Origin of the sequence: Candidatus Levibacter sp. Uisw_134_01, assembly GCF_047717795.1 — a bacterium.
Taxonomy (GTDB): Bacteria; Pseudomonadota; Alphaproteobacteria; order Puniceispirillales; family Marisalimonadaceae; genus Marisalimonas.
In genome coordinates this window covers 1,904,682-1,918,194 of sequence record NZ_CP159808.1, presented here as the reverse complement: position 1 = coordinate 1,918,194, position 13,513 = coordinate 1,904,682, and the positions used below count along the sequence as shown (strand labels likewise).

Genomic DNA, 13,513 nt, shown 5'->3' with positions numbered 1-13,513 from the left:
CACTTTTAAAATTAATATGATTTAGGTAATCCTAGTACACGTTCTGAAATATAATTTAAAATCATTTGAGCGCTTACAGGGGCTAATTTAGGTATTAAGGATTCTCTCATCAATCTTTCTACATGATATTCTTTAGCATATCCCATTCCGCCAAGAGTTATAATTGCTTGAGTTGCGGCTTTGAAACCCGCTTCAGCAGCAAAAAATTTTGCAGCATTTGCCATACCACCTGAATTTTGTCCATTATCATATTGATATGCCGCTTTAGCAATTAATAATTCTGCAGCTTCTAGCTCTATCCAATTTTCTGCTAACGGGTGTTGGATACTCTGATTTTGTCCAATCGGTTTTCCAAATACTACTCTGTCGCCCGCGTATTTTATAGCTCTGGCAAGGGCATTTTTCCCTATTCCTAATGCTTCTGCGGCAATCAAAATTCTTTCTGGGTTTAAACTATCTAATATATATTTAAAGCCTTTGCCTTCTTCACCAATTCTATCAAAATCTTCAACTTCTAGATTATCAATAAATATTTGGTTGCTATCTACAGCGGACCTTCCCATCTTTGGAATTTCTGTAACTTCAATTTTTTTTCTATCTAATTTTGTATAAAATAAAGTAAGCCCGTCTGTATTTTTTTTGCATTCTTCAAATGGAGTTGTGCGGGCTAATAGTAGTATTTTATCAGCAATTTGAGCTGTCGACGTCCAGATTTTTTGACCATTAATAAGGTATCCATCATTAATTTTCTTTGCGAATGTTTTTAATTTACCAGTGTCAAGACCTGCATCAGGTTCAGTGACGCCAAAACATGTTTTTTCTTTTCCATTTATTAATGACGGTAGCCATTTATTTTTTTGCTCGTTATTCCCGTGGACAACTATAGGGTGTGGTCCAAATATATTAATATGAATAGAAGAAGCAGCAGCCATTCCTCCTCCAGTCTCAGATACTTTTTGCATAAAAATTGAAGCTTCGGTAATGCCCAGTGCAGACCCGCCAAATTCTTTTGGCATGCAAATACCTAGCCATCCACCATCAGCTATTTCGTCATAAAACTTATGAGGGAATATACTTTTTTGATCACATTCAAGCCAGTAATCATCGTCAAAATTTTTCATAATATTTTGAACAGAATCAATGATTGATAATTGTGTTTCGTTATAGTTAAAGGACATTTAAATTATCTTGCCAAATTATGATAGTTATCATTGGGTTCCATTTCAGTTGCCAAAGCTAGTCTGTTTGTCATATTAAATAATCCAATTATAGCACTTATGTCCCAAATATCTCTGTCAGTGTAACCGGCTTTTCTAAGGTCAGATCTATCATTTTCTGAAATTTCAGAAGGATCTCTGGTTAATTTTTTTGAAAAATTTAATAAAGTTTCTTGTTTTTTAGGAAGTTCTGCCGACCTAAAGTTTGCAGCTAAACGTTCGCCAAGTTGAGGATCATTTGACAATTCTCTAACAGCAGCACCATGAGCTACTAAACAATAAAAACAATGATTTTCAGAGGATACTGTAACGGCAATCATTTCTCTTTCTAACTTTGTTAATCCTGATTCACCTAACATCAAAGCGTTATATAATTTAGTGAAGCCCTCAAATTGTTTAGGAAATTTTGCAAATGCGGCAAGCACATTAGGAATAAAACCAATTTTCTCATTTACAATTTTTAAGTAATTTTCAGCTTGTACGTCCCCGTCTTTAACTCCATCATAATTCAGATTCAATTTAGTTAAATTTTTGTTTTGACCTTGTTTTATAATATCTTGCATTTATTTCTCCTTTAACCAATTAGGTTTTCTTTTTTCAAAGAATGCGTTTATTCCCTCAATAGCCTCTGGGTTTTCCCATACATCTGCAAGAGCTTCAACTGTAAAATTGATAGTTTTTTGGTCAATCTTTGTAGAAAGATCTCTTACAAGTTTTTTTGAGGCTGAAACTGCTTTTGGAGCATTAACAAGAAACGGATTAACTTCTTTTTGGATTTCTTTATTTATGTCTTCTGCCTTAACTACACTTTTAATCAGTCCCATGCTTTTGGCTTGTTGAGGAGAAAACATTTGTGCGCTGATAAACAAATCCACTGAATTATTTGCTCCAACTTTCGAAATCACATAAGGGCTAATCGTAGCAGGGATTAATCCTAGCTTTACTTCGGTTAAAGCCATTTTCACATTTTCTGAAGCAATAGCAATATCACAAACGGAAATAATGCCTACACCACCTCCAAATGCATTTCCCTCCACTTTTGCAATTAAAGGCTTAGGAAACTCAAACATTTTATTTAATAAATTTGCTAATTTTGTAGCTTCATTAATTCGAGTTTTTCGATCTGAAACAATTTGTTCTTTCATCCAATCTAAATCACCACCTGCACAAAATGATTTTCCTGAAGATGAGATTATCAATACTTTTGTGTTTTGATCTTTTGTTAAATCATCAAAAATTACTTCTAGTTCCTCTATCATTAATGGAGATAGAGCATTATGTCTTTGTGGTTGATTTAATATTATTTCAGAAATACCGTTGATATTTTTATTAAGTATTACTGTTTTTTTTTCGATATTAGTCATAATTTTTACCCATTTTGAGCTTTAAAGCCATTTCACTGCACTCATCTATCTTTTGAGAGTTAAGATTAGTTTTGTAACCTAAAGATATTAAAAGTTTATTAACTTTTTCTGTTGCAACATTACCTTTGGCTCCTGGTGAATAAGGACAACCTCCTAAACCCCCAACTGAGGCGTCAAATGTTTTAATTCCTTTTTCTAGACAAAGTTGGATATTATTTAAAGCATTTTGGTACGTATCATGAAAGTGACCAGCTAATTTGTCTGAGGTTAAAACTTTTAGACATTCCTCAAGCACTCTTGATGTAACATCAGGGCTGCCCTTACCAGTTGTATCTCCAAGAGAAACTTCATAACATCCCATCTCAATTAGGTGCTTAGCAATTTCAGCCACTTTTTGAGGATTTACCTGACCTTCATATGGACAATGAGAGACGCAACTAATATATCCTCTAACGGGTATCTTTTCTTTTAAAGCTTTTTTAGCAATAGGTATAAAACGTTTTAAGCTTGTCTCAATATCACAATTAATATTTTTTTCACTAAAAGTTTCTGTTGCCGCTGCAAAAATTGCAACTTCATCAACTTTTGCATTAACGGCATTATCAAAGCCACGCTCGTTTGGAGTTAATGCTGTATACTTTACATCTTTTACCTTATTAATTTTAGTAAATACTTCGTGTGCGTCAGCAAGCTGAGGTACCCATTTAGGGCTTACAAAACTAGAAGTTTCAATTTTTTGAAATCCACACATGGATAAATCATTAATAAATTTAATTTTGTTTTGAGTTGTTATAAATGTTTTCTCATTTTGAAGACCATCTCGAGGGCTCATTTCAAAAATATTTATAAAATTATTCATTGCGAGTATACTTCAGTTATGTTTTCATTTTTTCAAAATTATAAGTTTCATTTTTTCTGTAACTTGTTGACCGTCTTTTATTAAAATTTTTTCAATGATGCCGTCACGAGGGGATTTTAGTGAATATTCCATTTTCATTGCTTCTAGAGATAAAAGAACATCACCCTTTTTTACTTTTATATTAGGTTTAAGATTGTTATGTTTGATAATACCGTGCATTGGCGCGCTTATAATTTCGTCTAAATTTTTATCCTCATCATCCCCTGATATTAATATATTTGAAAAAAGAACTTCATATGTATTATTTTTTGTGAACAAGGTAAAAATTTTGTTGTTAGTAAATTTATCTACAAACAAATTATACTTTATAGAAAGATACTTTCCATTAACGTTAGCCTCTATTGAAGTTTTAGTAAAAATTGTAGAAGTACAGGTATATTTAAAATTACCAAATTTAATCTCAAATGTATCAAAATTTAAACAGGCTATACTAAATCTCTCTTCTACTCCTTTTATAGATATATTTAACGGGTATTCGGTAGGTTTCCACATGTACCAATTATCAGTCTGGAAAACATTTAAACTTTTAAAAACTATTAGTGAGGTTAAAGCTTTTAGATAATTATCAATATTATTATCAATAAGGTCATTTACATTTTCTTCGATAAATTTAGTAGTGAAATTTTCTTTTTTAAAGTCTTTATGGTTTAAAATTTTTTTTAATAAATTTAAATTTGTTGTTATACCTGCAATTTCAAATTCACTTAGATAATTATTCAATTTTACTATTGCGTCTTCTCTATTTACTCCATGTGAAATGATTTTTGCAATCATAGGATCATAAAAGGGTGTAATATAGTCTCCATCTTTAATTCCTGTTTCTAAAGTACAATTTTTATGTTTAGAAAGTGAAGGAAAATTTAAGTGATGAATAATACCACTTTGTGGTAAAAAATTATTATTTACATTTTCAGCATATAACCGTGCTTCAATAGACCAACCATTTAATTTAATATCATTTTGTAACTTAGGTAACTTAGAACCATTAGCAATTTCTAGTTGCCAGGATATCAAGTTTGTTGATGTTACAGCTTCTGTAACAGGGTGTTCAACTTGAATCCTTGTATTCATTTCTATAAAATAGATTTTATTTTTATCAAGGCCTTTTTCTACATCCGCAACAAACTCAATCGTTCCTGCACCCTCGTATTGAATAAACTTAGCAGCCTTAACAGATAGGGCGCCAAGAAAACTTCTAATTTCATCACTAAGTTGTGGTGAAGGTGCTTCTTCTATTACTTTCTGCTGACGCCTTTGTATTGAGCAATCTCTATCAAATAAATGAATTACATTTCCGTATTTATCAGCAAAGATCTGAATTTCAATATGGCGCGCTTTTGAAATATATTTTTCAAGAATACAGTTTTTATCATTAAAATTAGTTTTTGCCTCACTAGTGGCCTCTTTAAAGGATGATGAAAAAGTTTTTTTACTTAGAGCCACTCTCATCCCACGGCCACCACCACCAGCTCTAGCTTTGATGAGTAAAGGATACCCAATTTTATCTGCTTTGTTTTTGAGATAATCTTCTTCTTGATTGTTTCCATGATAACCTGGGACTACAGGGATTCCTGCTTTTTCCATTAGAGATTTTGCTTTATCTTTTTCTCCCATACTTCTAACTATTTGACTTTTAGGCCCAATAAAAATTAGGTTGTTTTTTTCAATAAGTTCAACAAAATCAGCATTTTCTGATAAAAGTCCGTAACCTGGATGAATTGCATTTGCTTTATATTTTTTTGCTATTTTTATTATAGCTGAGCTGTTCATATAAGTTTCAGATACAAGTGAACCTGGTAAAAGAACGGCTTCATCAGCTAATTGAACGTGTAAACTATTAATATCAGCCTCTGAGTAAATGGCTAATGTAGGTATTTTTAGTTTCTTGGCACACAAGATAATTTTACATGCTATTTCTCCACGGTTTGAAATTAATAATTTTTTTATTTTTTTAGATGCCATATTTAAAATACTTACATTCTAAAGATACCAAATTTAGTATCCTCTATTTTTTTATTTAAGGTAATTTTTAAACTTGCTGATAATATGTCACGTGTTTTCACAGGATCTATTATTCCGTCATCCCATAAACGCGCAGATGCGTATAAAGGATGAGACTGATTATCGAATTGATCTAAAATAGGCTTTTTAAATTCATTTTCAGTTTTATTATTCCATTTACCTTTATTTTTAAGGGTATTATTTTTCTTTAATTCTGCTAGTACGCTTGCAGCTTGTTCTCCACCCATGACTGAAATTCTAGAACATGGCCAAGTCCAAAGAAACCTTGGGCCAAAAGCCCTGCCACACATACCATAGTTACCAGCTCCAAAGCTTCCACCGATTAAAATTGTTATTTTAGGAACTTTAGTTGTAGCGACAGCATTAACTAGTTTAGCTCCATTTTTAGCAATTCCCCCGTGCTCAGCGTTTTCGCCAACCATAAATCCAGTTATGTTTTGCAAAAATATTAAAGGTATCTTGCGTTGGCTACATAATTCAATAAAATGAGTTCCTTTAAGAGCACTTTCAGAAAACAAGACGCCATTATTGGCTATAATTCCACATAATTGTCCTTTTATTCTTGCAAAACCAGTTATTAGAGTTGTTCCAAAGTCTTTTTTAAACTCATCAAATTCAGATCCATCAACAATTCTCATTATAATTTCCTTAACATCATATGCAGTTTTGCTGTCAGCTGGAATTATTCCTAGTAATTCTTCAGGGTCATATAATGGAGGGCTATATTTAGTAGATATTGGGGTAAGATTTTGGTTTGAGTCTAAATTTTTAACACATTGCCTAGCTATTGCTAAAGCGTGTTCATCGTTATCAGCTAGATGGTCTGCTACACCAGAAATTTTTGTATGAACTTCTCCTCCTCCTAGGTTTTCTGCATTGGTAATTTCACCCGTGGCTGCTTTAACTAGTGGTGGGCCGGCAAGAAAAATAGTACCTTGATTTTTCACTATTATAGTTTCGTCTGACATTGCTGGGACATATGCTCCACCGGCGGTACAACTTCCCATAACAACAGCAATTTGAGGAATGTTTTTGGAAGACATATTAGCTTGATTATAAAAAATTCTACCAAAATGGTCTTTATCGGCAAAAACTTCATCCTGGTTAGGTAAGTTAGCTCCACCAGAGTCAACCAAATATATACAAGGCAAATTATTCTCAAGAGCTATTTCTTGAGCACGCAAATGTTTTTTTACAGTTATAGGGTAATATGTTCCACCTTTAACAGTTGAATCATTACATATAACCATCACATCTCTATTATGAATTTGTCCAATTCCAGTTATTATTCCTCCAGAGGGACATGCATTGTCATACATATCATGTCCTGCAGTTAAGCCAATCTCGAGAAAAGTACAACCTGGATCTAGTAATTTAGTAACTCTATGACGAGGAAGAATCTTTCCACGTTTTATGTGGCGTTCGTTTAATTTTTCGCCACCTCCGTTCATTGAATAATTAATGGCTTCAAACGTTAGTTGGTAGTCAATATTGAACTTTTCTTTGTTTTCAGTGAACTGTGGATCATTTTTATTTATATTTGACTTTAGAATTGTCATGATGAGGTTTCCGAAAATAATTCTCTACCAATTAACATTCTTCTGATTTCTGAAGTTCCTGCTCCTATCTCATATAATTTTGCATCTCTTAAAAGTCTTCCAACAGGATACTCGTTAGTATAACCATTTCCACCCAATGTTTGAATAGCTTCTAATGCAATTTGCGTAGCCTTCTCAGCGGAGTATAAAATACATCCTGCTGCATCTTTTCTAGTTGTTTCTCCTCTATCACATGCTTTAGCCACTTCATAAACATAAGATTTACAAGCGTTCATAGTTGTGTACATGTCTGCTATTTTACCTTGCATAATTTGAAATTCACCAATTGATTTGCCAAATTGCTTTCTTTCATGAATATATGGAACAACATTATCCATCGCAGCTGCCATAATACCTAAAGGTCCACCTGCAAGAACAACTCTTTCATAATCTAAACCACTCATTAATATAGATGCGCCATTTCCTTCTTCTCCTAAAATATTTTCTTCTGGAACTGGGCAATTTTCAAAAATTAGTTCAGCGGTATTTGATCCTCTCATGCCAAGCTTATCTAACTTTTTACCCGTAGAAAATCCTGTCATTGATTTTTCTATTATAAAAGCTGTTATTCCTTTTGACCCTCCAGACGGATCTGTTTTGGCATAGACTACTAAAGTATCAGCATCAGGCCCATTAGTAATCCACATTTTTGAGCCATTAAGTAAATAAGTTTTGTTACCTTGTTTTTCGGCATGAAGTGACATTGAAACAACATCTGAACCAGACCCTGTCTCGCTCATAGCTAAGGCTCCAATCTTTGAGCCACTGCACAATTCTGGTAAATATTTTTCTTTTTGCTCATCTGTGCCATTTCTATTAATCTGGTTAACACATAAATTTGAGAAGGCTCCATAAGAAAGGCCTACAGATGCACTGGCTCTGCTAATTTCTTCCATAGCAATACAATGAGCTAAGTAGCTCATTTCGCTACCACCATATTGTGTGTCGGCAGTTATACCCAAAAGCCCAAGTTCACCAAACTTTTTCCATAATTCAGTAGGAAAAGAGTTGTCTTTATCAATTTGATCTGCAAGAGGTGCAATTTCTTTTTGAGCAAATTTAAAAATAGATTCTTTTAAAATTTCGTTATCTTTACCTATTGAAAAATTCATTGAGTGAAAAAACATATTATTAAAGCCCCTTTGATGTAACCTTCTTAGTTAAACATAACTATATTTCTTACATTAACATATTTCTTTTATTTAAGTTGTGTGATCGCATTTTCTTTTGCAGCGGCACTTTCAACTCCTGAAACATATAAAAGCCCATTCATACGACGCATTAAATTAGCTTCAAAATCGTCTATTACACCATCGGCAAGAATAACGCCCCACATCATTTGAATTACCTCAATTCGTTCTTCATGATTCATTTCGTTTAATATAACTTTAATTTGAGAAAAAATTTCTATTCTTTGTTCACTGTCTTCTAGGGCCTTACTTATATTGTCATTAGCGTCTTTTTCATTAAATCCAAATTTATTAACCAAAAGTTTTTTGATATAATCAAGTTCAACTTGACCAGTTTCTCCATCTATTTGACAGGCTTCTAAAAGTAAAATAATGACAGCTTGGACATCTTCTCCTTTATATTCATCTTCTTCAGTAGTTTTGGAGGTAACTTTTTGAATTGCTGATTTTAGATTTGAAAACATATTTTTTCCTATTTGATAAAGATTATTAAGTATAATTTAAGTTAGATTGTAAAATGAATAAAATAGATATTTTTTTCAAGCTTAAAATCATAGATTCATATTGCTTCCAACTCTTTCCTTTTTATGTAATAATCACTTTTGTTAATTATTAAATAAAAACAATGGGGCAATCTATAAAAGATTGAAAAAAATAATGGCTAGTGATGCATTTCTAAATTCAATTGAAGTTAATTTTAAAAAAGCAGCTGATTATGTTCAAAAGACCTATGGAGCTGAGGTTCTTTCTCAAGATTTAGCTAATCAAATAATGATGGCGAATGCAACATATGTAGTTCGATTTGGAGTTAGGCTAAGGGGAACAGTTCATACATTTACTGGTTATCGTTCTGTACATTCAGATCATTTTGAACCAGTAAAAGGCGGCATCAGATATGATATGGGTGTTAATCAAGAAGAAGTTGAAGCTTTGGCTGCTCTAATGACATACAAGTGTGCGCTAGTTGAAGTTCCATTTGGTGGTTCTAAAGGTGGACTTATTATTAATATTAAAGAATGGTCTCCTGAAGAGTTAGAACGTATCACTAGACGTTTTACACAGGAGTTAGCTAAAAGAGATTTAATTCACCCATCTCAAAACGTTCCAGCACCTGATGTAGGGACTGGTGAACGTGAAATGGCTTGGATGGCAGATGAATATAGACGTTTAAATCCAACGGATTTAAATGCATGGGCTTGTGTAACAGGTAAGCCTGTAAATAAGGGTGGTATTGCTGGTAGGACAGAGGCAACTGGAAGAGGCGTAAAATATGCTTTAAAAGCTTTTTTTGAGAACTCTGAAGATGTTAAAAAAACAGGTTTAACATCTGGTCTAAAAAATAAAAGGATTATTGTTCAAGGTTTAGGAAACGTTGGATATTTTGCTGCATATTTCTTATCTAACGAAGATGGTGCTATCATAACTCACGTAATGGAACGTGATGGTGCAATTGTCGATAAAGACGGAATAGATATATCATCACTTAAGGATCATCTTGTTAAAAATGGTACAATCGAAGGCTTCAAAGGATTTGTTAAATCTGGTTCAGAAATTTTAGAGGCTGAAGCAGATATTTTAATACCAGCTGCAATGGAATTAGTTATTAATAAGGATAATGCAGAAAGGATAAAAGCCCCTCTTATTATTGAGGCTGCAAATGGTCCAATTTCTTCTGATGCAGATGAAATATTAAATAAACGTGGAATAGTAATTATTCCTGACCTTTACGCCAATGCAGGTGGTGTCACTGTTAGTTATTTTGAGTGGATAAAAAATTTAAGTAGGATAAGGCTTGGTAGATTGCAAAGAAGAGCACAAGAAAATCAAGTATCTTCTCTTATAGAAGGAATAGAAAGCATGACTGGAAAAGATTTTCCATCTGAATTAAGATCAAATTCTTTGAAGGGAGCATCTGAATTAGATCTAGTTCGATCTGGTTTAGAGGATACTATGATGGAGACTTATAAAGTTATCAGTGCAGTTTGGAATGGTAATAAAAATATCCCTGATTTGAGGACAGCTGCAATGATGGTTTCTATTAAACGTGTTGCTCAAAGTTATGGCTCTTTAGGCATATAAAAAAGGAGGAATATCTTCCTCCTTTTTCTTTATTTTTTTTATTTTCTAAAGTCAGGATAAGCTTCCATGCCAACCTCGCTCATATCCATGCCTTCCATTTCTTCCTCAGGTGTGACTCTAATCCCAATTACTAGTTTTAGAACGTACCACGCTATAGTAGAGGCTATAATTGTAAAAGCTCCTATTGCAAATATACCATATAATTGTGCACCTATTGTAGCGTCAGAGTTTGAGAAAACAACAGCTATGGTGCCCCAAATACCTGCAAATAAATGAACAGGTATAGCACCAACAACATCATCAATCTTGAATTTGTCAAGCATTGGGATTGTTAAGACAACTATTAATCCACCAACAGCACCTATGAATATTGCAAGCATTGGAGTTGGCGCTAGTGGTTCGGCTGTAATAGCCACTAACCCACCTAATGCACCATTTAAGGCCATAGTTAAGTCAGTTTTCTTGTAAAAAAGCATTGTTAGAATAATAGCTACTACTACTCCACCAGCTGCGGCTAAATTCGTATTAATGTAAATATTGGAAATAGCGGCAACATCAGCTGCGGTTCCCATAGCCAGTTGAGATCCACCGTTGAAACCAAACCAACCAAACCAAAGGAGAAATGTTCCTAAAGTTGCCAAAGGCAAATTTGAACCAGGCATTGGAGTAATACTTCCATCGTCTGAATATTTACCTTTTCTTGCGCCTAATATAATTGCTCCAGTTAAGGCAGCCCATCCTCCAACACCGTGAACGATTGATGATCCTGCAAAATCTAAGAAACCAGCTTCACTTAAAAAACCGCCACCCCAAGACCAAGAACCTTGGATTGGATATATAAATCCACAAAGTAAAACAACAAATACAAAAAAACTTTTTAATTTAATTCTTTCAGCTACAGCTCCACTTACAATAGAAGCAGCTGTTGCACAGAAAACCATCTGGAAAAACCAATCAGAGCCAGAAGAATATGTAGAATCATTTTCTCCACCAAAACTCTTTAATTCATCAGAAGGCCCCCATACAGATAGAGTTCCAATCCAACCCGATACATCCATATACATTAAATTATAACCTACGAATGCAAACATCAATCCTGCAATTGAGTAAAGACCAATATTCTTTGCGCATTGAACAACTGCATTTTTAGCTCTAACTAAACCTGTTTCAAGCATACAGAAGCCTGCTGCCATTAACATAACTAAAAAACCGTGAACGAGGAAAGAAAATGAGTTAAAAATATAAGCTGTTTCAGCATCAGGTGCTGCATAAGATATACTTGACATACCCATAATTGAAAAAGGTAATATAGATATTACCCTCATAAAATTAGACATAATAAAACTCCATTTATATTTGATAAAAAATGAACATTGCTTATAATTTGTGAGGGAACAAAGGTAGAGATATAGCTCAAACACAAAGCTAATTTATTGCTTAAAAATTAATCATTAATTTGAATAAATACAATATATGCTTAATTTATGTGCGTAAAATTATTGTAGTATTAATCTTATGCTATGCTTAAAAAGCCAAATTAGGGTTATTTTTTATAGATTCTAACATTTGATTTAGGTTTTTATGTATTTCTTTTTTACTTAAATTTACTGATGCTTTAAGAGAACCAAGATCTTTTTCATTTGTTTCTGTGATTATAAGAATGATTGCAGCTGAAGGAAGGTAATCTTGTTTTTTATCTTCAAAACAAATATTAACTACTTGATCCAGTTTAAAAAATAAATTTTCTACTTTCTTATTTAATAGTATTTTTTTATTTGTCTCATAATCTTTTATAAAATTAGAATTTATCTTATAAAAAAAATTTAAATATTCTATCTCTCTTTGTCCGCCACCAACATATTTTGTTTCAAACCATTTTGATCGCTCATTGTTAACAGGATTGTTTATGTCTTCATTATTTTTATTAGATTTAGTATTTGTTCGCATTAATTTAATTTCATCTACAATTTGTTTCTGCGATATAGGCCTAGAGTTTAAGTCATATAATAAATCAACTATACTAAAACTAAATTTATTTTCATTAAGCACTCTTGTTTTTCTTAAAGCTAGTTTTTCCCAAGAAAATGATTCTTTTTCATGAAAATTTTTAAAGTTATTGAAGGTACAAGCAATGGGCCCTTCTTTACCAGAAGGTCTTAGCTTTGTGTCAACTTCATACATAAATCCTTCAGAAGTTTTAACGGATAAGAGTTTTATTAGTTGACGAAATAATTCAATATACACATTTTTCTTAATACTTGTTTTAATAGGGAAATCTTCATAAACAAAAACAAGATCAAGGTCTGAATTGGCGGTCATAGAAAAGGTAGCAAATCTTCCATAGGCAATCACGCTGCATTTATCACAATTAATATTATATTTCTGGGATATTTGAATTTGCGCTATATCAAGGGTAATATTAATAGTTGCTTGAGCCAATAATGAAAATTCATTTGAAGCTCTTTGGATATCAATTTCTTTATTTATCAAAGCAAATAATATTTGAAATTTTAGAAAACGATGATTTCGTCTCAACGCATCTAAAATATCTTCCTCATTCAAATTATTTAGATCAATTTTATCAAATGCATTCTTATAAAAACTGATATTACCATTTAATCTCATTGCGTATTCAGGTTGCAGGACATCTAGTATTTTTTTATCCTGTGTTAGTATGTTAGTGACATAACCAGAAAACAAAAAAACTTTTGCTAAGTTTTGATATACAAAACTACTGTTCTTTAACGCTTCGACATAAGGAAAATTAAATATTATTTTATCAATAAATCTTAGAAGTTGATAAAGACCTTCTTCTTTATATTTTGATTGAAAAAGAATAGGTATGATTTCATCCAGAAATAAATCTAAACTTGGTTTAACGAATTTAGAAATATTGTTACTGAAATAATTTTTAAATAAAAATATTATAGAGGATATGCCAGTGTTATTAGCTTCCTTTATTTTATTAATAAGCTCTAAGTTTGACTGATCAAGACTAACTTCTTCTTTAAGAAGTATAGGAAGGTTAATTGGTATATGAAGATTTTTATAGAGCATAAATAAACCAATAATAATTTTTAAATCTTTATTTTAAACTTACAGATAATTTAGTATTGTTTCAATA

11 protein-coding genes are annotated in these 13,513 nt (G+C 32.4%); 1 reads left to right on the top strand and 10 read right to left on the bottom strand.

What is annotated here, in order from left to right:
- Nucleotides 1-11: 11 nt before the first annotated feature.
- The 8 genes from ABXT66_RS09795 to ABXT66_RS09760 form a co-directional block, all read right to left on the bottom strand.
- Entirely contained in the window at nucleotides 12-1,178 is a 1,167-nt protein-coding gene (locus tag ABXT66_RS09795; RefSeq protein ID WP_443643322.1) for an acyl-CoA dehydrogenase family protein, read from the bottom strand.
- A gap of 5 nt (nucleotides 1,179-1,183) precedes the next feature.
- Nucleotides 1,184-1,780, bottom strand: coding sequence for a peroxidase-related enzyme (locus ABXT66_RS09790; RefSeq protein WP_443643321.1), 597 nt, complete (start codon nucleotides 1,778-1,780; stop codon nucleotides 1,184-1,186).
- Nucleotides 1,781-2,581 (bottom strand): enoyl-CoA hydratase-related protein, encoded by an 801-nt coding sequence (locus tag ABXT66_RS09785; RefSeq protein WP_443643320.1) that lies wholly within the window; start codon nucleotides 2,579-2,581, stop codon nucleotides 1,781-1,783.
- The gene (locus ABXT66_RS09780) at nucleotides 2,574-3,440 is read right to left on the bottom strand and encodes a hydroxymethylglutaryl-CoA lyase (RefSeq protein ID WP_443643319.1); all 867 of its coding nucleotides are present in this window, start codon (nucleotides 3,438-3,440) and stop codon (nucleotides 2,574-2,576) included. Before ABXT66_RS09780 ends, ABXT66_RS09785 begins: the two co-directional genes overlap by 8 nt.
- A 24-nt stretch (nucleotides 3,441-3,464) precedes the next feature.
- Nucleotides 3,465-5,462 (bottom strand): acetyl/propionyl/methylcrotonyl-CoA carboxylase subunit alpha, encoded by a 1,998-nt coding sequence (locus tag ABXT66_RS09775; protein WP_443643318.1) that lies wholly within the window; start codon nucleotides 5,460-5,462, stop codon nucleotides 3,465-3,467.
- An 11-nt stretch (nucleotides 5,463-5,473) separates the two neighbouring features.
- Nucleotides 5,474-7,081: a carboxyl transferase domain-containing protein gene (locus tag ABXT66_RS09770; protein ID WP_443643317.1), complete on the bottom strand. Its 1,608-nt coding sequence runs from the start codon at nucleotides 7,079-7,081 to the stop codon at nucleotides 5,474-5,476.
- The gene (locus tag ABXT66_RS09765; protein WP_443643316.1) at nucleotides 7,078-8,247 is read right to left on the bottom strand and encodes an isovaleryl-CoA dehydrogenase; all 1,170 of its coding nucleotides are present in this window, start codon (nucleotides 8,245-8,247) and stop codon (nucleotides 7,078-7,080) included. Before ABXT66_RS09765 ends, ABXT66_RS09770 begins: the two co-directional genes overlap by 4 nt.
- 71 nt (nucleotides 8,248-8,318) lie before the next feature.
- Nucleotides 8,319-8,774, bottom strand: a complete 456-nt coding sequence (locus ABXT66_RS09760) for a TerB family tellurite resistance protein (protein WP_443643315.1) — start codon at nucleotides 8,772-8,774, stop codon at nucleotides 8,319-8,321.
- Between the two features lie 193 nt (nucleotides 8,775-8,967).
- On the opposite strand from ABXT66_RS09760, the gene ABXT66_RS09755 reads away from it, so the two are divergent.
- Nucleotides 8,968-10,389, top strand: coding sequence for a Glu/Leu/Phe/Val family dehydrogenase (locus ABXT66_RS09755; protein WP_443643314.1), 1,422 nt, complete (start codon nucleotides 8,968-8,970; stop codon nucleotides 10,387-10,389).
- Between the two features lie 38 nt (nucleotides 10,390-10,427).
- Here the strand turns inward: ABXT66_RS09755 and ABXT66_RS09750 are convergent, their stop codons facing one another.
- The gene (locus tag ABXT66_RS09750; RefSeq protein ID WP_443643313.1) at nucleotides 10,428-11,726 is read right to left on the bottom strand and encodes an ammonium transporter; all 1,299 of its coding nucleotides are present in this window, start codon (nucleotides 11,724-11,726) and stop codon (nucleotides 10,428-10,430) included.
- A gap of 187 nt (nucleotides 11,727-11,913) precedes the next feature.
- The gene (locus tag ABXT66_RS09745; protein ID WP_443643312.1) at nucleotides 11,914-13,446 is read right to left on the bottom strand and encodes a hypothetical protein; all 1,533 of its coding nucleotides are present in this window, start codon (nucleotides 13,444-13,446) and stop codon (nucleotides 11,914-11,916) included.
- Nucleotides 13,447-13,513 lie beyond the last annotated feature (67 nt).